Source organism: Myceligenerans pegani, assembly GCF_014892515.1.
Taxonomy (GTDB): domain Bacteria; phylum Actinomycetota; class Actinomycetes; order Actinomycetales; family Cellulomonadaceae; genus Myceligenerans; species Myceligenerans pegani.
Window position 1 is genome coordinate 1 of the sequence record NZ_JADBGR010000046.1, and the last position, 26,301, is coordinate 26,301.

At 73.6% G+C, this 26,301-nt stretch carries 19 protein-coding genes, 1 tRNA gene and 1 pseudogene; 8 read left to right on the forward strand and 13 right to left on the reverse strand.

The window, feature by feature from the left end; translation table 11 throughout:
* Nucleotides 1–285: 285 nt before the first annotated feature.
* Nucleotides 286–362: transfer RNA gene (locus IIE03_RS03035), tRNA-Met, on the reverse strand.
* Nucleotides 363–471: 109 nt separating this feature from the next.
* Between IIE03_RS03035 and IIE03_RS25585 the strand changes: the two genes are divergently transcribed.
* Nucleotides 472–1,362: a nicotianamine synthase family protein gene (locus tag IIE03_RS25585; protein WP_225997179.1), complete on the forward strand. Its 891-nt coding sequence runs from the start codon at nt 472–474 to the stop codon at nt 1,360–1,362.
* 134 nt (nt 1,363–1,496) lie between these two features.
* Here the strand turns inward: IIE03_RS25585 and IIE03_RS26995 are convergent.
* A pseudogene (locus tag IIE03_RS26995) lies at nt 1,497–2,189 on the reverse strand (M15 family metallopeptidase); the annotation flags it as partial.
* Nucleotides 2,190–2,397: 208 nt separating this feature from the next.
* Between IIE03_RS26995 and IIE03_RS03045 the strand changes: the two are divergent.
* Nucleotides 2,398–2,874, forward strand: a complete 477-nt coding sequence (locus IIE03_RS03045; protein WP_225997189.1) for an RNA polymerase sigma factor — start codon at nt 2,398–2,400, stop codon at nt 2,872–2,874.
* Nucleotides 2,867–3,670: a hypothetical protein gene (locus IIE03_RS03050; protein WP_192861252.1), complete on the forward strand. Its 804-nt coding sequence runs from the start codon at nt 2,867–2,869 to the stop codon at nt 3,668–3,670. The genes IIE03_RS03045 and IIE03_RS03050 overlap by 8 nt, the downstream gene beginning before the upstream one ends.
* 66 nt (nt 3,671–3,736) lie before the next feature.
* Here IIE03_RS03050 and IIE03_RS03055 read toward each other — a convergent pair whose 3' ends face one another.
* The 3 genes from IIE03_RS03055 to IIE03_RS03065 form a co-directional block, all read right to left on the reverse strand.
* Complete coding sequence (locus IIE03_RS03055; RefSeq protein WP_192861253.1) at nt 3,737–4,270, reverse strand: GtrA family protein; 534 nt, start codon at nt 4,268–4,270, stop codon at nt 3,737–3,739.
* Nucleotides 4,271–4,309: 39 nt separating this feature from the next.
* Nucleotides 4,310–7,333 carry a UPF0182 family membrane protein gene (locus tag IIE03_RS03060; RefSeq protein ID WP_192861254.1) on the reverse strand — a complete coding sequence of 1,008 codons (3,024 nt, stop codon included), beginning with the start codon at nt 7,331–7,333 and terminating at the stop codon, nt 4,310–4,312.
* 82 nt (nt 7,334–7,415) lie between these two features.
* Nucleotides 7,416–8,612: a YlbL family protein gene (locus IIE03_RS03065; protein WP_318842770.1), complete on the reverse strand. Its 1,197-nt coding sequence runs from the start codon at nt 8,610–8,612 to the stop codon at nt 7,416–7,418.
* Nucleotides 8,613–8,814: 202 nt separating this feature from the next.
* Between IIE03_RS03065 and IIE03_RS03070 the strand changes: the two genes are divergently transcribed.
* Nucleotides 8,815–10,257 (forward strand): zinc-dependent metalloprotease, encoded by a 1,443-nt coding sequence (locus IIE03_RS03070; RefSeq protein WP_192861255.1) that lies wholly within the window; start codon nt 8,815–8,817, stop codon nt 10,255–10,257.
* A gap of 25 nt (nt 10,258–10,282) precedes the next feature.
* Here the strand turns inward: IIE03_RS03070 and IIE03_RS03075 are convergent, their stop codons facing one another.
* Complete coding sequence (locus tag IIE03_RS03075; RefSeq protein WP_192861256.1) at nt 10,283–10,822, reverse strand: YgjP-like metallopeptidase domain-containing protein; 540 nt, start codon at nt 10,820–10,822, stop codon at nt 10,283–10,285.
* Between the two features lie 174 nt (nt 10,823–10,996).
* Between IIE03_RS03075 and IIE03_RS03080 the strand changes: the two genes are divergently transcribed.
* Nucleotides 10,997–12,055, forward strand: coding sequence for a ThiF family adenylyltransferase (locus IIE03_RS03080; RefSeq protein WP_192861257.1), 1,059 nt, complete (start codon nt 10,997–10,999; stop codon nt 12,053–12,055).
* 10 nt (nt 12,056–12,065) lie between these two features.
* On the opposite strand, the gene IIE03_RS03085 is transcribed toward IIE03_RS03080, so the two are convergent.
* The 3 genes from IIE03_RS03085 to IIE03_RS03095 form a co-directional block, all read right to left on the reverse strand.
* Nucleotides 12,066–12,455, reverse strand: a complete 390-nt coding sequence (locus IIE03_RS03085; RefSeq protein WP_318842771.1) for a WhiB family transcriptional regulator — start codon at nt 12,453–12,455, stop codon at nt 12,066–12,068.
* A 168-nt stretch (nt 12,456–12,623) separates the two neighbouring features.
* A complete protein-coding gene (locus tag IIE03_RS03090; RefSeq protein WP_192861258.1) occupies nt 12,624–12,815 on the reverse strand; it encodes a hypothetical protein in 192 nt (63 codons plus the stop codon).
* A gap of 199 nt (nt 12,816–13,014) precedes the next feature.
* Complete coding sequence (locus tag IIE03_RS03095) at nt 13,015–15,072, reverse strand: ATP-dependent helicase (protein WP_192861259.1); 2,058 nt, start codon at nt 15,070–15,072, stop codon at nt 13,015–13,017.
* Nucleotides 15,073–15,169: 97 nt separating this feature from the next.
* Here IIE03_RS03095 and IIE03_RS03100 point away from each other — a divergent pair, with 97 nt between their 5' ends.
* Nucleotides 15,170–15,445, forward strand: a complete 276-nt coding sequence (locus tag IIE03_RS03100) for a mycoredoxin (protein WP_192861260.1) — start codon at nt 15,170–15,172, stop codon at nt 15,443–15,445.
* Between the two features lie 11 nt (nt 15,446–15,456).
* Here IIE03_RS03100 and nudC read toward each other — a convergent pair whose 3' ends face one another.
* Nucleotides 15,457–16,458, reverse strand: a complete 1,002-nt coding sequence (nudC, locus tag IIE03_RS03105; RefSeq protein ID WP_192861261.1) for an NAD(+) diphosphatase — start codon at nt 16,456–16,458, stop codon at nt 15,457–15,459.
* A gap of 204 nt (nt 16,459–16,662) precedes the next feature.
* Between nudC and IIE03_RS03110 the strand changes: the two genes are divergently transcribed.
* Nucleotides 16,663–17,580: a phosphotransferase gene (locus IIE03_RS03110; RefSeq protein WP_192861262.1), complete on the forward strand. Its 918-nt coding sequence runs from the start codon at nt 16,663–16,665 to the stop codon at nt 17,578–17,580.
* 92 nt (nt 17,581–17,672) lie between these two features.
* Here the strand turns inward: IIE03_RS03110 and IIE03_RS03115 are convergent, their stop codons facing one another.
* From IIE03_RS03115 to IIE03_RS25595, 3 genes are all read right to left on the reverse strand, one after another.
* Nucleotides 17,673–21,392 (reverse strand): UvrD-helicase domain-containing protein, encoded by a 3,720-nt coding sequence (locus IIE03_RS03115; protein ID WP_408632823.1) that lies wholly within the window; start codon nt 21,390–21,392, stop codon nt 17,673–17,675.
* A complete protein-coding gene (locus IIE03_RS03120) occupies nt 21,389–24,820 on the reverse strand; it encodes a PD-(D/E)XK nuclease family protein (RefSeq protein WP_192861263.1) in 3,432 nt (1,143 codons plus the stop codon). Before IIE03_RS03120 ends, IIE03_RS03115 begins: the two co-directional genes overlap by 4 nt.
* A 144-nt stretch (nt 24,821–24,964) precedes the next feature.
* Nucleotides 24,965–25,888 carry a DUF3152 domain-containing protein gene (locus IIE03_RS25595; RefSeq protein WP_318842773.1) on the reverse strand — a complete coding sequence of 308 codons (924 nt, stop codon included), beginning with the start codon at nt 25,886–25,888 and terminating at the stop codon, nt 24,965–24,967.
* A gap of 191 nt (nt 25,889–26,079) precedes the next feature.
* Between IIE03_RS25595 and IIE03_RS03130 the strand changes: the two genes are divergently transcribed.
* Nucleotides 26,080–26,301 (forward strand): DUF3107 domain-containing protein, encoded by a 222-nt coding sequence (locus IIE03_RS03130; protein WP_192861264.1) that lies wholly within the window; start codon nt 26,080–26,082, stop codon nt 26,299–26,301.

Genomic DNA, 26,301 nt, shown 5'->3' on the forward strand with positions numbered 1-26,301 from the left:
TCCTCAACCACCAACCAGATCGAGGGCGGCATCAACTCCGTACTACGTGACCTGCTCAAACGCCACCGTGGCATGACACCGGCTACGACACCACCGCCACGGCCGAAGAAAGACTCTGGGCCCGCAAGGGCTGGGCCGGACGACCATGAGCGACACGCCCGAAGCAGACACACATTTCTGCCGCTAACCCACTCCTGCGGTGCCACCAGACCCCACCCGCAAATGACGAATGGCTCGAACCCACAAACGTGGGTTCGAGCCATTCTGATGTCCTGCGACATCACATGGTAGCGGGGGGAGGATTTGAACCTCCGACCTCTGGGTTATGAGCCCAGCGAGCTACCGAACTGCTCCACCCCGCGTCGGTGATCCCTACATTACGCGACCGTAGCCACGAGCGCAAACCCGATCAGGCAGTGGAGACGCAGGTCACACGTGATCGAACCGTTCCGACGTGTCAGGCTCCTGCTCATGCGCACCTGGGACGACAGCCGTGACCTGGTCGACCTCCCGTCCTCGGACGCCGCCGACGCCGATACCGCGGATGCCCCCACCGCCCAGACCGCCGACGCCGTCGCCGAGCGCCTCGCCCGCCTCACCGATGAGCTCGCCGCCCTCGCGTCGCTGACCCCGAGTCCCGACGTGAACCGCCTCTTCTCCGCGGTGGTGCGCACCGTCGTCACGACGCCCGTGACGATCGCGCGCGAGGTCGGCGCCCGTCCAGGCGTCACCGCGCGCGCGGACGAGCTCCGCGACCTGAGTGCCCGCGGCGAGGCCCAGCTCGAGGCCCACTGGTCGCGGCGCGTCGCCGACGCCGCGGACCCGGTCGCCGAGCTCGGCCGCTTCCCCTACCGGGACAACTACCGCGACCTCGTCGCCATGGAGCTGCGCCTGCTCCGCCGTCACCTGGACCGTCGCGCGCCCCGCTCCGTCGTCGTCCTCGGTTGCGGTCCGCTGCCGCTCACCGCGACCGGATACGCCCGCGGCCTCGGCGCCCGGACGGTCGCCGTCGACCGCGATCCCGCCGCCGTCGCGGCAGCGCGCGGGTTCCTCGCGGCGACCCGCGACCCCGGGACCGTCGTCGTGCACGACGACGCCGTTCGCGTCCCCCTGCACGAGTACGACGTCGTCGTCCTGGCGGCACTTGTCGGGACGACGACGACGGCCAAGGCCGCGCTTCTGCGCTCGCTCGCCGAACGGATGCGGCCCGGCGCGCTCCTGCTCGCCCGCAGCGCCCACGGGCTGCGCGCGCTGCTGTACCCGGAGATCGACACGGCCACGATGGCCGGGTTCGACGTGCTGGACGTGAAACACCCGGCGGGCGACGTCATCAACTCGATGATCGTCGCCCGCCGGGTGTAGCGGGCCGTCGGTCCACCCCTGGTGCTCGGCGCCAGGCGTGCCGGGTAGTCGCCGCCGGGGACGTCGAAGACCTCCTCGAGGCTGTCGATCCCGGTCGCGGCCATGTGCGCGGCGAGGCCCCGGCCTACCCAGCGCAGGTGCCAGGGCTCGGGGCCGTAGCCGGTGACATCCTGGTTGGCGGCGGTGTACCGGACGAGGAAGCCGAACTCGCCCGCGTGCCGGGCGACCCACCGCCCTTCCTCGGTGTCGGCGAGGCAGGGCTCGAAGTCGCAGCCGGGGCGGGTGGAACTCCCGACGTCGACGGCCAGGCCCGTCTGGTGCTCGCTGTGACCCGGCCGGGCCGAGATCTCGTCGGCCCGGTCGCGGCCGAGGGAGGCGACCCATCCGTCGTAGACGGCCGCCTGCTTGCCCCAGCTCCGGTAGGCCGAGCGCAGGGTCAGGTCGACGCCGTCGTGGTGCGCGGCCCCGAGCATGGACTCCAGGTCGCGGGCGATCTCCGGCCTGACGAGGTAACCACGCACGACGGTCAGCCGCGGCACGTCGTCCCGTTCCAGCGGACGGCGCTTGTTCACCACCACCCAGGGGCTCGCCGGGTCCGTGACCGAATGACGTGACAGGTCGAACGACGACGACTCCGACGGACTCGGGCTCGGGGCCGGCGACGCCCGGCCGACGTCGATCCGCACGCTCGGGGAGCCGGACTGGCGAGCGGGCGCCGTGCCGGCGTCCGCGGCGGGCCCGTGGGAAACGACGGGGGCGCAGGACGCCACGCCCAGCAGGACCACGGTCACGCCCCCGGCGCTCAGGAGGCTTCGGAGGTGCTTCACGCTGGTGGAGGTGTCCGTCGCGGGCGCGTCCCTGACTGTGATCCACGCGACGGGCAGCGGCTGTCAGGGCGAGCGCCGTGCCGGACACTCGCACTGGTAGAACGGGCCGTCCACCCGGCGAGCGCCCGGCGCGACGGTCCACCCGGAAAACTAGGAGGCCACCCTGACACCGGAGTCGTCGACGGCGCCCACGGTCGCGCTCGAGGCACTGGTCCGTGAGCACGCCCATGTCGTGCACCGGTACGCCCGCGTCTACCTCGACCCGGAGGACGCCGAGGAGGTGGCCGCGGAGGTCTTCGCCGTGGCATGGCGGCGCGGCGACGAGGCGCCCGACCATCCTCGCGCATGGCTGCTGGGCGTGGCCCGCCGGGTCGTCGCGAACCACGTGCGCGGCCGACGCCGGAGGCTGGCGCTGCTCGACCGGGTCGGACGGGCCCGGGAGCCGGCGCGTGCGGAGCAGACGGCGCTGCTCGAGGAGCTCGATGCGCTCCGTGCCGCCCTCGCCCGGCTGCGCCCGGCGGACCGCCAGGTGATCGCGTTGCTCGGGGCCGAGGAACTGACCACCGGGGAGATCGCCCGTGTGCTCGGCATCTCCCCGGACGCGGCGGCTGCGCGGGTGTCCCGTGCCCGGCGCCGGCTGCGTGCCGTGTATCAACCCGACCACGAGGGGAACGGCCATGAATGAGCTCGACCACGTCCGCCGCGTACTGCACGGGGTCGACGACGAGGTGGATCCACGGCACCTGCTCGACCGGGTCCGGGCGCGTGCGGCCTCCGGCAAGGTGCTCCGGGTCCCGCTGTCACCTGCCGAGGACACCCCGGCACGGCGATCACCGCGCCGGGCCCTCGTCGCCGCGGCGGTCGCGGCGGCGTTCGCCGCCGGCGCCGCCGGCCTGGCGCAGTTCCTGACGCCGGTGCCGATGCCCGCCGGCCCCACGGCCTCCGACGACGTCACCGCGTCCCCACCGCCGGCCCCCAGCACCCCCGTCCCCACCCTCGACGACCGTCACCTGGTGGACCGCGTGGCGAAGGCGATGATCGGGCCGGTGGCATGCGCCGAGGCGGGCTCGGGCGGGGACACCCGCCGCTACCTCATCCACACCACCGACGGAACCTGGTCGAACGCGACGGAAGACATCGACACGGTTGAGCGCGAGGAGGACGTCCAGCGCCTCGCGCTCGACGAGTTGCTGCGGCTCGCCGCGCACCCGGGCACGGGCCGGGGAGCCACCGACCGGGACGGCGGCACGGGACCGCTCCTGCTGGAGATCACGCCGGCCACCGACTCCGGCCTGGCCGAGATGACGCTGACGGTCGACCCCGCGACATGGCTGCCCACCACGGTCGCCGTGCTGGCCGCCGACGGCCCGGGGACGAGGGCGGTGCTGGAGCTCGCCTGGGACGACAAGTGCCACGGTCCCGCGTCGTCGGGCACAGGGGCGACGGTCTCCGGAAACGGGAGCGCGACGCCCGGGTCGTAGATTCCCGCGTCCCCCGCGGCCGCGGTCGGCGCCCACCGCGCCGTCCTCGCCGCCGCGCCCGACACCTCAGGCCGAACCCCTGCGCCGGAAGATCACCCACCGCAGCGCGCTGTACATGAACGCCGCCTCGCACAGACCCGCGAGGATGCGCGACAGCTGGTAGCTCACGCCCAGCTCGGTGAGCCCCGCGCCGACGCCGAGCACGAAGGCGGCGTAGTTGATCGCGACGGCCACGACGTAGAGCACGGCCTGGCGGCCCACCGGCGCGTGGGAGCGGAAGTTGAACACGCGATTCACGACGAACGCCAGGGTGAGCGCGCACCCGTACGCCAGCGTGACCGACAGCGCGACGGGCAGTCCCAGCCCGCCGTGCAGTGCCGTGAGGAGCAACAGGTCGAAGCCGAACGTGCTGCCGTTGATCAGCGCGAAACCGAGCAGGGTCGGCGGCACGATGCCCGAGAGCCCGAACGGCAACCGACGCACGACGGCGGCGCAGAACCGCGCGAACCCGTCGGCGACGGCGGAGCTCCGGGTCGGCCGCCGGGTCGCGGAGGGCTCGGCGGCGCCAGCCGTCGTGCCCTCCGCGTCACCCGTGGTCATCACGTCGACGATCGGCGCTACCAGGTACTCACGCGTCCCTTACTCGGCGCCGGTGCCCGCCGCCTCCGCCGCGATCGCGTCCTCGATGGCCTGCTGGAGTTCCTCCTGGGCCTCGCCGTAGGCCGCCCAGTCGCCCTCCTGCTGCGCCTGGCGGGCGTCCTCCATGGCGTTGGAGGCGCGCTGCAGGGCCTCCTCGAGGTCGCCGCTCGGCACGGCCGGCTCCTCACCCGGGTCCGCGGTGGGCTCGTCGCCCGGCTCCTCCGCGCCGGGATCCTCGGGCACGGCCGGTTCCTCACCGTCGACCGGGGCCTCTGGCGCCTCACCCTCCGTGGCTCCCTCGGCATCGCCCGCCTCGGCCCCCGCGTCACCGCCGAAGACCTGGTCGAGCGCCTCGGTGAGGGTGTCGGCGTACCCGACCTCGTCGCCGAACGCCACCATCACCTTGTGCAGCAGCGGGATGCTCGTGCCCTCGGCCGACTGGATGTACACCGGCTGCACGTACACGAGACCGCCGCCCACCGGCAGGGTGAGCTGGTTGCCGAGCAGGACCGTCGAGCGGCCCTGCTCCAGGATGCGCAGTTGCTCGCCGGCCACCGGGTCGGAGTTGAAGATGTTCTGCACCTGCCCGGGGCCGGGCACCGTCGTGTCGCGTGGGAGTTCGAGCAGCCGCAGCGTGCCGTAGTCCTCGTCCTTCTGGCCCGCCGTGGACCCGGCATCGGCATCGGCGGCGAGGAATCCGGTCAGGATCTGTCTCGGCGTGTTACCGCCCGGGATGAACGTCGACGTCAGCGAGAACGACGACTCCTCCTGCCCCGGCATCTGCAGCGTGAGGTAGTACGGCGGCTGCAGCGGGCTCACCGTGGCGTCCGATGTCGGGTCCTCCGGGTTGTTCCAGAAGTCGTTGCCCGAGAAGAAGTCGCGTGCGTCGGTGACGTGGTACTCGGTGAGCAGGCTGCGCTGCACCTTGAACATGTCCTCCGGGTAGCGCACGTGGCTCATCAGCTCGCCGGACATCTCCTCCAGCGGCTTCACCGAACCGGGGAACACGTTCTCCCAGGTCTGGAGCACCGGATCCTCCGGCTCCCACGCGTACAGGTCCACGGAACCGTCGTAGGCGTCGACCGTGGCCTTGACCGAGTTGCGGATGTAGTTCACCTCGGCCGGCAGGTTCACGGGCGCTCCCTCCTGCTGCAGGGTGAGCGTGTCCGTGGTGGCCTCCTGCATCTGCATGAATGCCGAGTAAGGGTACTGGTCCGTCGTCGTGTAGGCGTCCACGATCCACTTCACGCGCCCGTCCACGACCGCCGGGTACACCCGGTTGTCGAGCGTCAGCCACGGCGCGACCTTGGCCACGCGCTGCTGCGGGTCACGGTCGTACAGGATCTGCGACTCCTCGGTCACGCGGTCGGAGAGCAGCAGCTGCTCCTCCCCGAACTTCAGCGCGTAGAGCAGCTTGCTGCCGAACGAGCCGATGCTCGGCCCGCCGTCACCCTCGAACGTCGTCCTGACCTGGTCCCCGCCGTCGGCGTCGTCGGCCGGGTAGTCGAGTTCCCACGGCTCGCGGCCGTCGTCCGGCTTGCCCACCACGGAGTAGTTCACGGTGGACGGGGAGAAGTAGATGCGCGGCTCGTACTCGCCCTCGAGCTCGGTGATCGCGCCCTCCGACGGGATGCCTCCCTCGAAGAACGCCGGCTGACCGCCCGGCCCGAGCTGGTTGCCGTACGCGGCCACCACGCCGTACCCGTGCGTGTACACGGTGTGGTCGTTCACCCAGTTGCGCTGATCGCTGCCCAGGCCGTCCTGGTTCAGCTCGCGCACGGCGATGACCGTGTCCCGGCTCTCCCCGTCGATCTCGTACCGGTCCACTGAGAGCGAGTCGCTGAAGTTGTAGTACTGCTTGTTCTGCTGCAGCTGCCGGAACGACGGCGACACGATCTCCGGGTCGAGCAGGCGGATCGACGCCGTCGTGTCGGCGTCCTCGCGCAGGGCGCCCTCCTCGGCCTCGGTCGTCGCGTTGTAGTTCTGCGTCTCGATGTCCTTGATGTCGAACGCGGCGAGCGTCGCGTCGATGTTGCGCTGGATGAACGGCTGCTCCAGTTCCTGCGCGTTCGGGGTGACCTGGAAGCGTTGCACGACGGCCGGGTAGATCCCGCCGATCACGATCGCGGACACCACCATGAGGCCGACGCCGATCGCCGGCAGCTGCCAGTTGCCGCGGAACGCGGCCACCAGGAACAGGACCGCGACCAGCAGGGCCACGACCGCGAGAATCCCCTTGGCGGGGATCACGGCGTGGATGTCGGAGTAGGAGGCGCCGTCGAAACGATCGCCGGCGCTCGCCAGGATCGAGTAGCGGTCGAGCCAGTAGTTGGCGGCGAACAGGAGCATCAGCACCGTGCCGATGACGGCGATGTGGACGCGCGCGGCGGTCGTGGTGCGCGGGAGGTTGCCCTGCGCCGGCCCGACCCGCAGACCGCCGTACAGGTAGTGGGTCACGACGCCCGCGATACCGGAGATGATGACCACGGCCATGAGGAACCCGACGATGCTGCGCAGCGCGGGAAGCAGGAAGACGTAGAACGAGAGGTCCGTCTGGAACTCGGGGTCGACCTGGCCGAACGACTCGGCGTTCATGGCCATCAGCACCGTCTGCCACTGGGCCGACGCCGCGATGCCGGCGAAGAACCCGACCAGCACCGGGGCCGCGAACGTCACGACCCGGCGCAGCGGCTCGATCGCCTCGCGGTACTGCTCCAGCGTGGCCTGCTCGGCGGAGGGGACGTACATGGGGCGCGCGCGGTAGGCGACGGCGAACGACGCGAACACCGCGCCGCCCATGACCAGGAAGCCCAGCACGAACAGCAGTCCACGGGTGATCCACTCGGTCCAGATGACCCGGGAGAACCCGATCTGCTCGAACCAGAGGATCTCGGTCCAGAACTGAGCCATCAACAGGAGGGCGACCACCACGACGGCGACCGCCACGATCGCCGCCCCCAACGGACTCCGTCGGCGAGCGGGGGGAGCGCCACCCTGCCGGGGACGCGGTACGGCGAAGGACACGGCGTTGTTACCTCACTGCTCTCGTCGGACTGTCGGTACCTACCCAGGGGCAACGGGCGAGGCGATCACAAGGTTCCCACATCTACGACGACGCCGAGCAGGTGGGAAGTTCCGCGCCCGCGCCGGCCCCGATCGCCTCCATCGCCTCGCGGGCGTCGTGCAGCGTCTCGACCCGCACCACGCGGAGCCCGTCGGGCACGTTGCCTACCACCTCGGCGCAGTTCCCCGCGGGTGCCAGGAACCAGGTGGCGCCGTCGCGCAACGCCCCGTACAGCTTCTGCTCGATGCCGCCGATCGGGCCGACGAGCCCCTCCGGGCTCATCGTCCCCGTGCCCGCGATGACCTCCCCGTTCGCCTCGTCCTCGGCCGTGAGCTTGTCGATGATGCCGAGCGCGAACATCATTCCCGCGCTGGGGCCGCCGATGTCCTCGATCTGGATCGACACGTCGATCGGGAACTCGTACCGCGGGTCGATGTACACCCCCATCACGGCGCGGTCCTCACCCTCGACACCGCCCGTGGTGATGGTCAGGTCGCGTGTCTCGCCGCCGCGCCGCACGCCGAGAACGACGTCGGACCCCGGCTCGGTCTCCGCGAGACCGGCGATGAGCTGCTCGTACGTCTCGACCGGCGCACCCTCGAAGGAGACGATGACGTCACCCTCGGCGACGACGCCGTCCGCGCCGGTCCCCGGCTCGGCGCCCGCGACCTCGAGCGTGGCCGGCACGTCCTCGCCGAGCTCGGTGAGCGCCGCCGCCGTGGCCGACTCCTGAGAGCTGACCATCTCCGCCTGGCTCACCTCCTGCTGCTCCTCCGCGGTGGTCTCCTCGGGGAAGATCGCCTCGACCGGCACCACCGAACGGGTCGGGTCCAGCCACGCCTGGACCACCTGCCCGGCGCTGACCGGATAGCCCGGGCCGCCGGAGACGGAGACCGTCGTGAGCCGCAGCTCCCCCGTCGACTCGTAGGTCCGCGACCCCTCGATCGCGATGAGCGGCGCCTCGTCCTGCTCGCCCAGCGTGTTCTCGGTGGGGCCGGGCGCGCGCACCGCGTAGGGCACGGGCAGCACCAGGGCGACGGCGGCCAGGGCCGCCGTCAGCAGCAACGTGATGCCGAGCGTGACGGTCCGGCGCGTGACCGGCGGTGCGTCCAGGTCCGCGCCGGCGTCCTGGACCTCCCCTCCGTCCACGGCATCACCGCCCGGGGAACTCGCTGAGCCGGCCCCGGAGGCGGACGCCCGGCCGGACGGCATGGGGTTCTCGAGATCGCTCGACGTCACCGCCTCATCATCCCCCATTCGCCTGGACGGTCCCTGCGCACGCGTCCGTGGGCGCCGCGGGCCGTTTGTGCGCCGAGAGCGAAGTCGGGAACCCGCCCTGTGGTCCCCGGAGTTGATCGCACGTGGATACGGTGGCCACTGGGGTCGTCCCCAGCGGCCCAGGGAGGCTCGCGGGCGTCCCGCCGAACGAACGAGGAGCAAGATGACCGAGAACCCCAGCCACGGCGACCAGCCGTGGGAGGAGATGCTCCGTTCCATGCTCGGTGACGGCGCCGACGAGGTGCTCGCCGAGATGCGTGCGCGCGGCTTCGACCCGTCGACGATGTCCGGTGCCCAGGACCCGATGATGATGCAGTTCGCGCTCTCCCAGGTGCAGCGGATGCTCGCCGAACCGGGCACGGGCCCGGTCAACTCCGACGTCGCGCACGACGTCGCCCGCCAGGTCGCCGTCGCCGAGGGCGACCCGTCCCTCACCGGCGGTCAGGCCAAGGCGGCCACCGACGCGCTGTCCGTCGCCGAGCTCTGGCTGGACGCCGTCACGGACCTGCCGCCGTCGGTCGGGACGGCCCGGGCCTGGTCCCGTTCGGAATGGGTCGAGGCGACGCTGCCCGCGTGGAACAAGCTGGCCGCCCCCGTGGCGGCGTCGGTCGCCGACGCCCTCGCCACCGTGCTCGCGGACCAGCTCCCGGACGGCGTGGACGACGGCGTCGCGATGCCCGGCATGCCGGCCGGCGCCCTGGCGGGCCTCGGCATGGACCCCGCGCAGATGATGCGCCGGCTCGGTTCGGCCGTGTTCGGCATGCAGGTGGGGCAGGCCGCGGGCACGCTCTCGCGCGAGGTCTTCGGCGCCACGGACATCGGCCTCCCGCTGCTCGACGACGCGCACACCGTGCTCCTGCCGACCAACGTCGACGGGTTCGCGCAGGGGCTCGACGCCCCGCAGGAGGAGGTGCGCCTCTTCCTCGCGCTGCGCGAGGCCGCGCACACGCGCCTGTTCACGCACGTCACCTGGCTGCGCGGACATCTGCTGGGGATCGTGGAGCAGTACGCGCGCGGCATCACCATCGACCTGGACGTGCTGGAGTCCCAGGTGCGCGACATCGACATGTCCGATCCGGACGCCCTGCGCGGCGCGCTGTCCGGCGGCGTGTTCGGGCTGCAGAACACCGAGGAGCAGAAGGCGGTCCTACTCCGGCTGGAGACGACGCTCGCGCTGGTGGAGGGCTGGGTCGACGAGGTGACGGCGGCCGCGGCGCTGCCTCACCTGCCGCACTCTGTCGCGCTGCGCGAGATGATCCGCAGGCGTCGCGCCGCGGGCGGACCGGCCGAGCACACGTTCGCCACGCTCGTCGGGCTGGAGCTCCGCCCGCGCCGCTCGCGCGACGCGGCCAGGCTGTTCCAGATCCTGATGAACGACGGCGGTCAGGCGGCGCGCGACAGCGTCTGGGACCACCCCGACCTCCTGCCGGTCACGGGCGACCTGGACGACCCGGCAGGCTACCCGGCGCGCCGGGCCTCCACGGCCGAGGAGCACGCCGACGTCGACGCCGCGTTGCGGGAGATCTTCGGCGACGAGGCAGACGCGGCCGGCGAGGACGGCAGGTCCGGCGAAGCCGACGGTTCCGACGGGGCCGACAAGAGCTGACGCGGCGCGGGATGTCTCACGCCGGTCAGTCCTCTTCGTCCGAGGTGGGGGCGCCCACGTCGTCCTGCGCGTAGGAGGCGCCCTCGAGGAAGCCCCGGGCCCGCTCCGTCTTCGGGTAGGCCTCGAGGATCTTCCAGAACGTCGGGCCGTGGCCCGCGTGCAGCAGGTGGGCGAGCTCGTGCAGCAGCACGTAGTCGAGGACCCAGCCGGGCATCCCCTGCACGCGCGTGGAGATCCGGATCGACCCGTCCAGCAGGGTGCACGAGCCCCACCGCCGGCCCTGGTTCGACGCCCAGCGGACACTGGAGGGCACGGCCCGCCCGCCGAGATACTTGTCGGAGAGGAACTCCGCCCGGGACAGCAGTTCGTCGTCGGACGGTTTACGGCGCCGTTCCTTGTCCTCGAGCCGGGCGAGCATCTTGGCCACCCACTCTCGCTCCTGGGCCCTCGAGAAGCGCGCCGGAATGGCGACGATGGTTCGGTCACCGTCGCGATACGCGCTCACCGTGGCGGTACGACGACGGCTCCGGCGCACCTCCACGGACGTCGGATCGTCGTGGGCCACACCATGACGGTAGCGGTTATCGGCGTGCGATGGTCAAGAACACGCCCTGCGACGGAAAAATTCTCCCGGGCGTCGAGGGCTCGTGGCGCGAGACGGCCTGTGGACAGACGGCAGCCTTCGCGAGGTCCTGGCACGGTGGAGTCTCTCCCTTCGCACCGCCCCAGGAGTACACCCATGAGCGCGCCAGCCGCCCACCCTTCGCCGACCGCGTCGCGGTCCGCGCTCCGCCTGCGCCCCGGGACACCGGTGGTCATGCGCTCGGGCGGTGCGGTGCAGTGCGGCACCGACCCGCGCTGGGCGCTCGTCCTGGACGGGCTCTCCCGCGCGGAGGCGTCCTGGCTGCGCGACCTGACTGACCGCCGGCACGTGACGCCCGCCCGGTCCGCGGCACGTCGGGGCGTGGCCCCGGAGCGCCGGGACCTCATCCTGGACGTCCTGGCCAACGCGGGGATGCTGGTGCCGCCGTCGCCCGCCGGGCGAACCGTCGTCGCGCCGGGTGACGGGACGGCGGACGCCCGGACCCTCGGCATGCTACGGGTCGACGGGGCGGGCCTGGTCACTCTCGCGGACCGCGCGGCCGCCACGGTGGCGCTGGCCGGACTCGGACGCATCGGCGCGGCGCTCGCCCTGATCCTCTCCGCCGCCGGAGTGGGCCACCTGGTCCTGCGCGACCCGCGGCCGGTGCAGACCACCGACGTCGGGCTCGGCGCGCACACCGAGCACGACGTGGGCGAGCCCCGGGACGTCGCGCTGGCGCGCCTGCTGGCGAGCCGGACGCCGGCACTCGACGTCCGGGTGGACGGCGACGGCGAGCCGGACGTCGCCGTGGTCGTGGAGTCGCGTGCCGCCCTGCCCGCCCGGTTCACCCGCATGATGAGCGCGGCCGTACCGCACCTGTCCGTCGTCGCGCGCGAGGCGGATGTCACCGTGGGGCCGCTCGTCCTGCCGGGCCGCAGCGCCTGCGTCGGCTGCCTCGACGCGCTCCGCGCCGATCAGGACCGCGACTGGCACCTGGTCGCGGCGCAGCTGCGGCAGGCACCGGAGCAGCCGCACGAGGCGGCGCTCACTGCCCTGGCAGCGGCGACGGCCGCCTGCCAGGTGCTCGCCCAACTGGACGGGCACCGGCCGGCGGCCGTCGGCACCTGCCTGGAGATCGCACTACCGGACTGCCTGCCTCGCGTCCGGAGGTTCGATCCGCATCCGCGGTGCGGATGCCTCACCCTCGCCCCCTGACGCCTGCGGGTCACGCGGCCGCCGGAGCTCCGCCGGCCGCAGCGGTCTCCGACTTCCGGGGCCGGCCACGACCGCGCTTGCGCGCGACGACGGCGCCGTCGACGAAGACCTCGCCGCCCCAGACACCCCAGGGCTCACGGCGCTCGAGGGCGCCGGCGAGGCAGCCGTCGATCAGCGGGCACTCGCGGCAGAGCGTCTTCGCGCGCTCCACCTCGGCGGAGTGCTCGGCGAACCAGAGCTCGGGGTCGTTGGTACGGCACGGGAGCAGCGAGTCCATGATCCGGTTGAACTCGCGGGTGTCAGAGCCGCTTGTGGCAGCGCTGGCGGGAACATCGCTCGAAGGGTTCCAGGGGCCGGATCCGCCCTGGGGGAGGGTGTCGAGGAGCGCAGTGAGGCGCACGGTTGTCTCCTGTGATCCTGTTACGTGAACGTCGTCGGTGAACGTCGGGTGATGCAGGACCCAGGGCTGGGTGTTCCTCCAGCCGGCCTGGTGAGGCCGGGATCTGCCTGGAAAAACCTCAGGCCGCGGGTCCCGGGTGGACTCCGCGGCCTGGATGCGCCGGTCGATCTAGACCGGATGCGCTCCTGAAGCGGAGTCGGGGGCGAGGATGGCGTTCGGGAAGCTTCCGCCTTCGCCGCGCAGACGCGGCGTGTGGACAGAGATATCCGCGCGCGCAGAGACGGGCCGGACCGCGTACGACGGCACACCGGTGCCGCACAGCGTCTCCGTCCACGTCTGGACCTGCTTCATGATCTCCATCAGGCTTCCCACCTCCTCGCGCACTCGGGGCTCGGCCTTCTCGGCTCCGCCCGCTCTTTCAAGGACAACATGCAGACTATGTCGCCTGCCTCGCGGACTCCAACTCTTTTTCCAACTTTTTTTGCTGACAGTTTTCCGGGATCCGTCAAGGCTCGATGAAAGCGCTGTCCAGCCTGGGTCTCCCGGAATTCTTCGGGCTTCAGACACTCGGCGCGCTGCTCACGATCGACAGGATCGTCGGCCCGTAGCGGTCGATCTTCCCCGGGCCGATCCCGTTGACCCGCGCCAGCTCGGCGACCGAGCCGGGCCTCGACTCGGCGATCTCGGCCAGGCTCGCGTCCGTGAGGATCGTGTAGGCGGGCTTGTCGGCCTCCTGCGCCACCTCCAGGCGCCACTCGCGCAGCGCGTCGAAGAGCGCGACGTCGTGCTCGCCCGTCAGCAACGCCCGGGCCTTCCCCTGGCCGCCGCGGGGGCGGCGGGGACCACGCGGCTCGCCGTCGGGCCAGATGCCGTCGAGAAAGCGGGTGCGCTTCCGGGTGGCCCGCCCGCCGGGGTTGCGGCTGCGCGCGAAGGACACCTCCAGCCGCTCCCGAGCCCGCGTGATCCCCACGTAGAGCAGGCGGCGCTCCTCGTGCACGGCCTCGTCGGTCTCGGCCAGGGAGATCGGCATGAGGCCCTCGCTCATCCCGGCCAGGAACACTGCGTCCCACTCCAGACCCTTCGCCGCGTGCAACGACGCCAGCGTCACGCCCTCGACCGTGGGCGCGTGCTGCGCCTTGGCCCGCTCGGTGAGCTCGTCCACGAGAGTCGCGATCGTCGCAGGCGCCTCCTCGGTCGCCGACGCGGCCAGGTCGTCCGCGAGCGCCACGAGCGCCTGCATCGAGTCCCAGCGTTCGCGTGCGGCGCCGCGGGCGGCGGGGGGTTCGGCGGCCCATCCGGCGGCGGCGAGGACGTCGCGCACCTGTTCGGGCATGGTCTGTTCCGGGTCGGCGGAGCGGGCGGCGCCGCGGAGCAGGACGATGGCGTCGCGCACCTCCTTGCGCTGGAAGAAGCGTTCGCCGCCGCGCACGAGGTAGCCGACGCCGGCGTCGGCGAACGCGGACTCGAATGCCTCGGACTGCGCGTTTGTGCGGTAGAGGACGGCGATCTCGCTGGCGGGGACGCCCGATTCGATGAGCCGGGAGGCCCGGGTGGCGATAGCGGTGGCCTCGGTCTCGTCGTCGTCGTGGGTGGTGAAGGTGACGGGCGGCCCGGGATCGCGCTGGGCGACGAGTTCGAGCGCCTGTGCGGCGCCGCGGCCGGCGCGGCGCAGGAGGTCGTTGGCGAGGCCGACGACCTGCGGTGTGGACCGGTAGTCGCGGACGAGGCGGATCTCGGTGGCGTTCCGGAAGCGGCGCCGGAAGTCGAGCAGGTAGCGCGGGGTGGCGCCGGTGAAGGAGTAGATGGTCTGGGACGGGTCGCCGACGACGCACAGTTCCTCGCGGCCGCCGAGCCACTGGTCGAGCAGGAACTGCTGGAGAGGTGAGACGTCCTGGTACTCGTCGACGACGAAGTGCCGGTACTGACCTCGGACCTCGTCGGCGATGGCCTTGTGGCTGTTCAGCATGTCGGAGAGCATGAGGAGGACGTCTTCGAAGTCGATGGCGTCGCGCTCGGTCTTGACGTCCTCGTACATGGTGATCAGGCGCGCGATCGTCTGGTGGTCGTAGCCCGACGGTGCCTCGCGGTCGCGGGCGGCGGCGACGCGCTCGTAGTCGTCGGCCGTGACGAGGCTGACCTTGGCCCACTCGACCTCCGAGGACAGGTCACGCACGGCGACACGGTCGACGGAGAGCCCGAGCCGCCGGGCGGACTCGGCGACGAACTGTGCCTTGTGCTCGACCAGGCGGGGCGGCGCCCCGCCGACGACGCGCGGCCAGAAGTACGCCAGCTGGCGCAGTGCGGCGGCGTGGAAGGTGCGTGCCTGCACGCCCTGCACGCCGAGGCCGCGCAGGCGGGTGCGCATCTCCCCCGCCGCGCGGGCCGTGAAGGTGACCGCCAGGACGCTGTTCGGCTTGTAGACGCCGGTGCGCACGCCGTAGGCGATGCGGTGGGTGAGGGCACGGGTCTTGCCGGTGCCGGCCCCGGCGAGCACGCAGACCGGCCCCCGCAGCGCGAGCGCCACCTCTCGCTGCTCGGGGTCGAGCGCGTCGAGGATCGAGTCGGGATGAACGGGACCCGTCGCGGAGTTGGAGAGAGCAGGCGCGTGCGTCACCATGGCCGAGATTCTGTCAGGAGACACCGACATCGACGACAGCACCGGCGGCGGCGCTCGCGACCGCCGTCGTGCAGCGTGCCGTGAAGGAGACGAAGAGATGACCGAGATCGCCACGCCGGTCCCCGCGTCGGGGACCGTCCTCATGTACTCGACCGCGTGGTGCGGGTACTGCCGTCGGCTGCGGACGCAGCTCGACTCGGAGGGCATCGGCTACGAGGTGATCGACATCGAGGAGCGTCCGGAGACGGCGGCGTTCGTCGAGAACGTCAACGGCGGGAACCGCACGGTGCCGACGGTGGTCTACCCGAACGGCTCGGCGGCGACGAACCCGTCGCTGGCCGACGTGAAGCAGGCGCTGGCGCTCTCGAACTGATCCGGCGCCGGTCAGGGGCCGATCGGGCGGCCGTACCATTCCTCGATCAGGACGCGGCCGATCAGGGCGCGGCTGGAGAGCTGAAGGTTGCCGTCCGCGAGGGCGGCCGCGAGTTCGGCGCGGGTGAACCAGCGCAGGTCGGTGACCTCGTCGCCGTCGGGCCGCAGCTCGGTGGTCTCGGCGCGGGCGCGGTACCCGAGCATGAGGGAGCGCGGCATCGGCCACGGCATGCTGCCCCGGTACTCGATCCGTCCGACGACGATCCCGGCCTCCTCCATGGCCTCACGCGCCACGGCGTGCTCGGCGCTCTCCCCCGGTTCCACGAAGCCCGCCAGGACCGACATCCGGCCGGGCGGCCAGGACGTGCTGCGGCCGAGCAGCAGCCGGTCGTCGGCGTCGACGACGGCCATGATCACCGCGGGGTCCGTGCGCGGGTAGTGGATCAGGTCGTCGGCCGTGCACCGGCGGGCCCAGCCCGCCTCGCCGATCTCGGTCGGTTCACCGCAGCGCGGGCAGTGGGCGTGGTCGGCGTGCCAGTTGGCGAGCCCGACGGCCTCGACGGCGAGGCCGATGGCCAGCCTGACGCCGGGGGCGGGGCCGACCGGGGCGGTACCGGTGGTCTCGGCACCGCCCGTGGTGGCGGGTGGGGTGGCGGCGCCGGCCGCCTCCGCGGGGAGTGCGGGGTCGACGTCGGCCAGGTCGCGCGGAGTGCGCCAGGTGAGGTCGCCGGGCAGGGCGGGAGCGTCGTCGTCGGCCGTGGCGGGCAGGACGAGCGCGAGGTACGCGACGTCGTCGGACTCGCCGAGGAAGTAGTGCTCGGCGTCGCGGCCGACGACGGCGGCCTCCTCGGCGGACAGCAACGCCGGGGTCCGCCCCGCGGTCGCCACCCGGCCCGAGCTCACCAGCACCACGCCGGTCTCGGGCCGGGCCAGCAACTCGTCGACGAGACCGGGCTTGGAGCGCCGGTGCGCGGCACGGTCGTGGGCGACGTACGCGAGGGGAAGATCCAGCATGGATCGACCGTATCCCGTTGGCGGGCGGCACATGGTCGGCTCGACGTCGAACGATCGGCCGGATGTCGAACGGTCGGCCCGATGTCGCGAAGCCGGCCGCCCGGGGGACCGATCTCACGACATCCGGCCGACCACCCGACAGGAGACCGGCTTCGCCCGGCGCGCGTGGCACACCGCGGGGTCCGGGCGCAATACCGTAGGAGCGTGCCACGTACTCCGCTCGCGCTCGCCGCCCTGTCCACGGCGGCCGTTCCCGGTCTGGAGGCCGCTTCCGTCCGGACCGACAACATGCCCGGCGACTACGACACCGCCATCGTGACCAGCCAGGACGACCAGGAATGGGTCGTCCGCGCGCCCCGCAGCACCGTCGCGGGCGCGGCGCTCGAGGCCGAGATGGAGTTGCTCGAGTCGCTGAAGCTGTACGTCGACACAGGAGTGCTGCCATTCGTCGTGCCGCAGATCGCCGGGTACGCGCTGCTGCCCGAGGGCGGGCGCGCCGTGGTGCACCGGCGGATCGTCGGCGAGTGGCTCGACGTCGAGGCCCTCGCCCCGGGGCCCGGCCTCGCGGCCGACCTCGGCCGGGCGATCGGCGCGATCCACGAGCTGCCCGCGTCGGTGGTGGAGGGCTGCGGGCTGCCCAGCTACGCCGCCGCCGACTACCGCGACCGCCGCATGTCGGAGATCGACGAGGCGGCGAAGACCGGACGCATCCCGCCGAGCCTGCTGCACCGCTGGGAGGCCGCCCTGGAGGACGTGTCGCTGTGGAAGTTCCAGCCCGTGGTGGTGCACGGCGACCTGGCCGCCGACCAGATGCTGGTGGACCGGGGCCGCGTCGTGGCGATCTCCGGCTGGTCCGAGGCGAAGGTCGCCGACCCCGCCGACGATCTCGCCTGGCTGCTCGTCGCGGCGCCCGTCGAGGCCGCGGACTCGATCATGGAGGCCTACCAGCTGCGGCGCACCGAGCTCAGCGACCCGCGCCTGCAGGACCGCGCGCTGCTGGTGGGCGAGCTGGCGCTCGCGCGCTGGCTGCTGCACGGCGTGCGGCACAAGCTCCCCGAGGTGGTCGAGGACGCCACCACGATGCTGCAGGACCTGGACGAGGCCACCCGCGAGGAGGGCTGAGCCCAGCCCGGTGGCATGCCGCCGGCACGGACCCGTGCGCTCGTGGGTCCGTCGTGTCATCGACAGGTCGAGCTGCCGATGGCACGACGAACTCACGAGTTCGGCGGAGCGTCGAGCTCGCCGCGGATCAGCGCCTCCAGCTCCGGCTCGGTGAGCAGGCGTTCCGGCCGCACCGTCGTGTCGGAGCCCAGGTAGCAGAAGGCCGCGCTCACCTTCTCCAGCGGCAGTCCCGTCCAGCGCGACCACGCCAACCGGTAGACCGCCAGCTGCACCTCTCGCGCCGCGCGCGCGACGGGGTCGTGAGGCTCCCGGCCGGTCTTCCAGTCCACGACGACGACGCTGCCCGGCTCCCCCTCGGGATCCGGGAAGACGGCGTCCATCCGGCAGCGCAGCATGACCCCGGCGACCGGCGTCTCGACGTCGGCCTCGACGGCGATCGGCGTGCGCGACGCCCACTCCGAGCGCAGGAACGTCTCCCGGAGTTTCGCCAGGTCGGCGTCCGCAGGCAGGTCGTCGCCCTCCGCGCCTGGCAGGTCGTCGACGTCGAGCAGCGACGCCGACCGGTAGAACTGCTCCACCCACGCGTGCAGCTGGGTACCGCGCCGCGCGTGCACCGTGGGCTGCGTCGGGACGGGACGCCGGAGCTGCAGCGTGAAGTCGTCGCGATCGGCCGCGAGACGCACCAGGCCCGACGCCGACACGTGCGCCGGGAACTCCACGAGCCCCTCGTCGCGCTCCGCGCGCTCGGCCAGCAGCATGGCCGCGAGCTCGACGAGATCGTGCCCGGCGGCGTCGCGCAGAACGCCGGCCGGAGCGGTCAGGATGCTCGACGGCGATCCGACCGCCGAATCCTCGGCCCGCGCCACCGACTCCCGCCCGACCAGCGTGGCCGTGGCACGCAGGATCTCGCGGGCCGACGGCGCCCCGGCCAGGGCCGCCGTCAGCTCACGGGCGCCTACCACGGCCTCGCCCGACACCCCCGCCCCGCGCTGCTCGCCGAGCCTATCCGGCTCCTCGGCCCTGCCGGGCTCCACGACCCCGGGCGAGGCGCCGGAGACGGTCTCCCCGTCCCGCGCCGGCCAGACGGCCGTCTCCGTGACCAGGTCGCGCGGGTTCTCGGCGTCCGGGTCCGGCGGGACGACCCAGCCGTCCGTGGACACGAGGCCGGACTCGGCCAGCTCCTCCAGGAACACGGAGACCGCACGCGGACGGCTCGCGGTACCCCACCAGGAGCCGGTCAGCATGAGGTCGCGACGCGCCCGCGTGAACGCGACGTACGCGAGCCGCCGCTCCTCCGCCAGCCGGTGGGCGCCGCAGTCCTCCCGGAACTCCTCGCGCAGGGCCACGAGCTCCTTCGTGTCGGACGCCGCCTCCCACCGGAACGCCGGCAGGTCCTCGGCGTCGCCACGCAGGTGGTAGGGAAGCTCCCCGAGGCCGCTCAGCCAGCCGCTCGACTTCTCGCCCGAGCGCGAGCTGCGGTCCCACGCCGGGAAGACGCCACCGACCAGTCCCGGTACCGCCACCACGTCCCACTCCAGCCCCTTGGCCGCGTGCGCCGTGATGATCTGAACCGCGTCCGGATCAGGCTCCCGCACCGGCATGTCGAGCCCGTTCTCCCGGGAGCTCGCCACGCCCAGCCAGGCGAGGAACGCGCCGAGCGTGGCCACGTCCGCCGACTGCGCGAACGACGCGGCGACGTCCCGGAACGCGTCCAGGTGCTCCCGCCCCCGGTCGCTCACCGCGCCTGCGGCGCCCGCGCCGGTGAGCGCGGCCGCGGTGACCGCCTCCACGTCCAGGCCCAGGGCCCGCTCGGCCTGCACCACCAGCTCCGGCAGCGACAGGTACGTCAGGCCGCGCAGGCCGCGCAGCACCTCCGCGAGCGCCGTGAGCCGCGCGTGTCCCTCGGGGGTGAGCGTCCGGCCGTCGCGTGCGGGCTGCCCGGGTTCGGGCAGGTCGTCGAGCGCGTCGATGATGGAGCGGTGGTCGACGACGTCGCCCTCGACCACGGTCACGTCGTCGGGCCCGGCGTCGTCGGGCCCCGAACCGGCAGACGCTCCGGTCCCCGAGCCGGTCGGACCGGTGTGCGATCCGTCGCCGGAGACCCGTTCGCCGGTGCGGCGGGGGTCGTCCTCGCGGGCGATGTCCGCCGCCCACGACCCCAGGGCGTGCAGGTCCGCGGCGCCGAGGTGGACGCGCGGACCGGTGAGGAGGCGCAGCAGCGAGTCGCCGCGGGACGGGTCGTGCGCGGCCTCCAGGAGCGCGACGACGTCGACGACCTCGGGTGTGGTGAGGAGTCCGCCGAGGCCCACCACCTCGACGGGCAGGCCCGCCGAGCGCAGGGCGACCTCGACGGCGGTGAACTGCGACCGTGCCCGGCACAGGACCGCCGCCGTGACGCGTCCGCCCGGGGCGGTCCCGGGGCGCCAGCGCTCGGCCACCCATTCGGCGACGGCGGCGGCCTCCTCCTCGATCGTGGCGGCGACATGGGCGTCCACCCGGCCGTGTCCGGCGCCGGGACGCAGGTCGAGCGGCGGGACGTGCACGGCGGGTCCCGGCCCGCCGACCGCCGTCGTACCGGATCCGCCGGTGCCGCGCAGCGGTGCGGCGACGACGTTCGCAGCGGCGAGCACGGCGGCGTCGTTGCGCCACGAGGTGGAGAGGTAGTGGACGCGTGCGGCGACGCCGTCGTCCCGCCGGAACCGGTCCGGGAACCGGGCGAGGCCGGAGGCGGACGCGCCGCGCCAGCCGTAGATGGACTGGTGCGGGTCGCCGACGGCGATCACCGGGTGGCCGCCGCCGAACAGGCCGGCGAGCAGTTCCACCTGTGCGTACGACGTGTCCTGGTACTCGTCGAGCAGGACGACGGCGAACCGGGCGCGCTCGGCCGCGCCGACGGCGGGGACCGAGCGGGCGAGCTCGGCGGCGAACGCGACCTGGTCACCGAAGTCCAGGGTCTCCGCGATCCGCTTGCGGCGCCGGTACTCCACGACGAGGTCGATGAGGCGGGCGCGCTCGGCCACCGAGCCGATGAGCTGCTCGACGTCCTTGGTGCGCTTGCGCTGTCTGTCGCCGAGCGGGATCGACTCCAGGTGGTCCGCCATGGCGCCGAGCCGGGCGCGGGCGTCGGCGGGGTCGAGGAGGTGCTCGCCCAGCGCCCCGGACAGCGCGACCACCGCCGCGGTCACGGTGCTGACCGCCTTGTCGGTACTCAGGTCCTCGTCCCACGACTCGACGACCTGCGACGCGAGCTGCCACTGCTCCGCCTCGCCGAGCAGCCGCGCGCTGGGTTCGACGCCCAGCCGCAGGCCGTGGTCGCCCACGAGACCGGCCGCGTAGGCGTTGTAGGTGGCGATGGTGGGCCGGTCGATCGCGAGGTCGCCCGCGCCGGGCAGGGCCTCGCCGGACTCCTCTCCGAGCGCGCGGGCGAGTTGCGCGAGACGGGTCCGGACGCGCTGGGAGAGCTCACCCGCGGCCTTGCGGGTGAAGGTCAGGCCGAGCACCTCCTCGGGTGAGACCAGCCGGTTCGCGATGAGCCAGACGACGCGTGCCGCCATCGTCTCCGTCTTGCCGGATCCGGCGCCGGCGACCACGAGGCCGGGCTCCAGCGGGGCCTCGATGACGGCCGCCTGCTCGTCCGTGGGCTCGGGCCGGCCGAGCAGCCGTGCAATGGCGCGCGCGGAGAGCCTGGGGCGTCCGGCCTCGGACAGCGCCCGGTCCTGGGTCCGCCGCAGGTCACCGGCCCGGTCGTCGCCACTCGTCAGGTATTCGTCGTCGATGACGAGGTCGTCACCGAACAGGGCGTCCTGGCTCACTCGACCACCTTGCGCCCTTCGGGCTGCAGCGGACAGGAGCGACGCACCGCGCACATCTCGCACAGCTTGTTGCGCTGCGCCGCGAAGCTGTCGGCCGCCATGGTGTCCGCCGCCCGCTCGACGACGTCCCGTGCCCACGAGTCGCCGTCCGGCCCGGGCTCGAGCGCCGGCTGGTCCCGGACGGTCGCACCGGCGGTCGGCGTGCCGACGTAGACGAGGCTCGCGCCTTTGCTGACGGTGCCCTCGGGCAGGCCGAGCGCGTCCTGCTCCACCGCGAGCTGGTAGGCACCGAGCTGCGGGTTCTCGGCCGCCTCCGCCTTGGTCTGGGCCGACTTTCCGGTCTTCAGGTCGGCGACCCGCACCGCGCCGTCGCCGGCGTCCTCCACCCGGTCGATCTGGCCGCGCAGCCGCGCCCGCCCGACGCGCACGTCGAAGTCCGCCTCGACAAGCAGCGGTTCGCCGGATCCCGCCAGGTAGGCGGCGAGGCGCTCGATCATCTGCTCGGCCCGCCCCCGGAGCTGCCGGGACGGCCAGCCCTCGGGCAGAGCGAGCTCCGGCCAGCGGCGGTCCAGCTCGGCCTTGAGGTCGTGCAGGGAGCCCTGCGGCATGTCCTGCGCGATGGAGTGCAGCAGCGTGCCGAGGCTCTGGTGGGTGGCGTCCGGCGCGGTACCCCCGGCCGCCTCGAACACCCAGCGCAGGGCGCACGTCGTCACCGTCTCCACCTTCGACGGGGACACCGTCACCGTCTGACGCGGGCCCCACAGCGGCGCGTCGCTCGACGCCCCCGCCACGCCGTACCAGGTAGTGGGATCCGCCTCCGCGATCCCCGCGGCGGCGAGGTCGGCCAGCAATCTGGCGGCGGCCCGCGCGGAGGCGTCGACGACGGCGGAGTGCGATTCGGGGTCGCGAGGCTCCGCCGCATCGCGCCGCCGGGCCTCGCCCGCGACGACCGCGCGCACGAGCTCCGCGCGCGCGGCGGCGACGATCCCGCGCAGGTCGAGCGGCGGGCCGACGACGGTGCGGCGCGAGTCGGGTCCCTCGCCGTCGTCGTCCCGCGGGGAGATCAGGTCGCAGAAGACGCTCGGCGCGTCCTCCGCGTCCTCGACGGCGGTGACCAGCAGCCGTCGCCGGGCACGGGACGTGGCGACGGCGAACGCTCGCAGCTCGTCCGCGAGAACCTGACGGCGTGCCTCCGCCCCGTGGACGCGGGCGTCGTCGGCGCGCCCGGCGTGCAGTTCCACCAGCGCCTGCGAGCCCAGCAACGAATCCCGCAGTCGCAGGTCGGGCCAGACGCCGTCCTGCACCCCCGCCACCACGACGACGTCCCACTCCCGCCCGGCCGCGCCCGCCGGCGTGAGGGCCTCGACCGCGCCCGTCCCCGAGGCGGACGCGGCGAGGGAGTCGGCCGGCAGGTCCTGCGACTCCAGGTAGTCCACGAACGCCGACACCGGCGCGCCCGGCATCCGGTCCACGAACGTCTCCGCGGCGCGGAACAGCGCGAGCACGGCGTCCAGGTCCCGGTCGGCACGCAGCGCGCCGGGTCCGCCGCCCAGGGCGTACCTGCGCCAGCGCTCGGCGAGCCCGGACTCGGCCCACACCGCCCAGAGCACCGTCTGGGCCGTCGCGCCGGGCTCGGCCGCCGCCGCGCGGCCCGCGGCGAGCACGCTCGCCACTCGCACCGGCGCCTGCCGCACCTGCTCGGGAAGCAGGCCCGCCCGGGCCGGGTCGCCGAGCACCTCGACGAGCAGCGCATCCGAGCTACGCCCGCCGCCCTCGGCCAGTTCCTCCGACCGCAGGGCGCGACGCAGCCGGCGCAGCGCCACGGCGTCGAGCCCGCCGATCGGGGACGTGAGCAGCAGAGCGGCCGTCTCCGGGTCGAGCGCACCGGTACCGGCGCCGTCGATCTCGGAGGCGATGAGTGCCTCCAGGCTGCCGCGGGGCGCGCCCGCCGCCACGCGGGCGGCCGCGAGCAGCGGCGCCACCGCGGGTTCGTCCCGCAGCGGCAGGTCCGAGCCGAGGAACGCCACCGGCACCGAGGCCGACGCGAGCTCCCGGCGCAGCGCCGCCAGCCGGGTGCCGCTTCGCGCGATCACCGCCATCCGCTCCCACGGTGTGCCGTGCAGGAGATGCTCGGCCCGCAGTTCGCGTGCGATCCACGCGGCCTCCTGCGCCGCCCCCGGCAGGACCGCCACGCGCACCGCCTCGGGCGCGGAGTCCCGCGCCCCGTCACCGGCCTGCGTTCCGTCATCCGCCTGCGTTCCGCCTTCGGCCCGACGCTCGACGCCGACGTCGACCCGCCGACGCGCTCCGCCGTCGCCCTCCGGCTCGGCCGGTCGCGCCGCCGCGCGCCGGTGCAGCACGCTCGCGAGCACGGGGATGCGCCCCGTCACCGCGCGCGTCACCGCCCGCAGCTCGGCACCCTGCCGCCACGCCGTGCGGAGCACCACCGTCGCGGCGTCGAACGCCCCCACGGGCCCGGGACTCGCCGAAGCCCGCCCGACCAGGCCCGGGGCCGCACCCCGGAAGCCCTGCACCGCGCTGTCCGGATCGCCGAGGAGCACCACCCGGGCGCCGTCGCCGTGCAGCACGTGCAGGAACCGCGCGGTCGCCGCCGTCGCCTCCTGGTAGTCGTCCACCACGACCAGGTCCCACGTGGGACGCGGCAGCCCGGGCAGGTCCCGCTCCCAGGAACGCAACGCGTGCGTCGCCTCGTCCACGACGACCGCGGGGTCGTACCGGGCACCCGTGTCCGGCGTGCCCGACCGCAGCGTCATCACGTCGAGGTACTCCTCGTACAGCTTGGCCGCCATGACCCACTCGGGCCGGTCGTGCGACCGGCCCAGCCGGTGCAGCTCCACCGGGCCGAGACCACGCTCGGCGGCACGCATCAGCAGGTCGCGCAGTTCCTGGCGGAGGCCGCGGAGCGACAGGGCGTCCGCCGGCAGGCCGGGGGGCAGCTCCAGCCCGGTACCCTCACCGGCGGCGTGCCCGGCCAGGAGCTCCGCCAGGATCAGGTCCTGCTCCGGCCCCGAGACCAGGGTCGGCGGCGGTGCGTCGAGCGCGAGCTCGCGGGTACGCAGCACGGAGAACGCCGCCGACGCCGCCGTGCGCACCATCGGCGCCCCGACTGTCCGGCCCGCCCGCGCCGCGACGTCGTCCCGCATCCGTGCCGCGGATCGCCGCGACGCCGCGAGCACCAGCACCCGCTCGGGCGGCGTGCCGGCCCGCAGCGCCTCGACCGCCACCTGTGCCGCGACCGTCGTCTTCCCCGTGCCCGGCGCGCCCGCCACGACCGTGACCGGCCGGGACAGGGCGACCTCGACGGCCTCGGCCTGCGAGTCGTCGAGCGCGCGGACAGCGGCGCCGCGCCGATCCTGCCCGGGCGGCACCAGCCGGAGTCTCGGTAGTGCTGTCGTCACGCGCAGCATCCCATCACGAGACACTGACACTGCCCCGGCACCGCAGCCCGCGCGGCGTGTACCGGCCAGGCACGCCCCCGTGCCGCCCGCGAGCAAGGGCCGCGACGCGTCCGCGAGGCGGCCTCCCGGACGGATCGGCCCGGGCCGCGGAACTCAGCCGCGACCCGGCGCCGGCCAGGGCTGGGGCCGGCAGCCCTGGGTCGACAGGGTCTGCTGGACCATCACCGTGGCGCGCTCACCCTTGCCCGTGCACTGGTCGTGCTGGTGCCCGAGCACGTGCCCCACCTCGTGGTTCACCAGGTACTGCCGGTACCGCGCGTCGCTCTCCCAGGCGTCCGAGCCGTGCACCCAGCGCCGGAAGTTCAGCACGGCGCTCCCGATGACCCCGCACGAGAGCGTCCCACCCGTGTCCAGCGGATGACACAGCTCGTCGGTGGTCCGCGGGGAGGCCAGCACGACGCGGAAGTCGTAGTCGTCCGCGTCCGTGCGCGCGAACGTCACCCCGTCCACCGACGACCAGCCGCGCGGGTCGTTCAGCGTCGCCATGACGGCGTCCGCGAACACTCCCCGGTCGACCGGCAGTCCCTTCTCCACCGCGACCCGCACCCGCAGCACCTCGCCGTCGCCGGGCGCCCGCTCGCTGCCCCGGGCGGTCACCAGCTTTCCGGAGGCCTTCCGCGGCACCTCCACGTCGTCGAGCAGCCCCGATCCCGCATCCGGCGTCGGGCTCGGGGCGGGGGCGCGGCGAGCCGCGCGCTCCGGAGGCAGCGTGCTTCGTCCCGTACCGGGCTCCGCGCCCCGTTCCGTACCTGGCTCCGTGCCCGGCTCGCCGCCCGTTCCCGCCCCGTCGGACGGCTCCGTGCCCGACGACGGAGCCCCCGCGGTGTCGACGAGCGTGCCCTCCTCGTGGACGACCCCGGCATCCGACCCGACGATGCGGTCGAAGATCCCCTGCACGGCCGCCCGCGACTCCGCGGGACGCTGGTACGCCGTCGCCACCGCGCCCGCGCTCACACCGACCACCAGCACGAGCACCAGTGCCAGGGCGGACCGGCCGGGACGCGGAGCCTTCTGCACGAGGAACATCGTGCCACGAGGTCACGAATCGGTCACGCCCCGGAGATCTCCGCGATCACATCGCCCGCATCTGTTCCCGCATCGGCCCTCGGCGAAACCGCGCGGTCCCCGGCGCCGGCCGTGGTTAGGATCGCGACGAGCCGGGAATCCCCGGGGACCCGCCGCCCGTCCGGGCACGTGAAGGAGTGAACGTGGAAGTCACCATCGGTGTGCAGCACCTGCCGCGCGAGGTCGTCGTCGAGACCGAGGAGGCGGCCGAGGCCGTCGCCGCGGCCGTGAAGAAGGCGTTGCCCGACGGCGTCCTGGAGCTCACCGACACGCGCGGCCGCCGCGTGGTGATCCCCGCGCAGCACGTCGGCTACGTCGAGATCGGCACGGAGGAGCCCCGCAAGGTCGGCTTCGGCTCGCTCTGA

Coding starts and splice junctions, on each gene's coding strand:
- IIE03_RS03070 (WP_192861255.1), top strand. CDS start 8,815: ATGACCGAGAACCCCAGCCACGGCGACCAGCCGTGGGAGGAGATGCTC.
- IIE03_RS03050 (WP_192861252.1), top strand. CDS start 2,867: ATGAATGAGCTCGACCACGTCCGCCGCGTACTGCACGGGGTCGACGAC.
- IIE03_RS03090 (WP_192861258.1), bottom strand. CDS start 12,815: ATGGAGATCATGAAGCAGGTCCAGACGTGGACGGAGACGCTGTGCGGC.
- IIE03_RS03120 (WP_192861263.1), bottom strand. CDS start 24,820: ATGCTGCGCGTGACGACAGCACTACCGAGACTCCGGCTGGTGCCGCCC.
- IIE03_RS03095 (WP_192861259.1), bottom strand. CDS start 15,072: ATGGTGACGCACGCGCCTGCTCTCTCCAACTCCGCGACGGGTCCCGTT.
- IIE03_RS03100 (WP_192861260.1), top strand. CDS start 15,170: ATGACCGAGATCGCCACGCCGGTCCCCGCGTCGGGGACCGTCCTCATG.
- IIE03_RS03055 (WP_192861253.1), bottom strand. CDS start 4,270: ATGACCACGGGTGACGCGGAGGGCACGACGGCTGGCGCCGCCGAGCCC.
- nudC (WP_192861261.1), bottom strand. CDS start 16,458: ATGCTGGATCTTCCCCTCGCGTACGTCGCCCACGACCGTGCCGCGCAC.
- IIE03_RS25585 (WP_225997179.1), top strand. CDS start 472: ATGCGCACCTGGGACGACAGCCGTGACCTGGTCGACCTCCCGTCCTCG.
- IIE03_RS03080 (WP_192861257.1), top strand. CDS start 10,997: ATGAGCGCGCCAGCCGCCCACCCTTCGCCGACCGCGTCGCGGTCCGCG.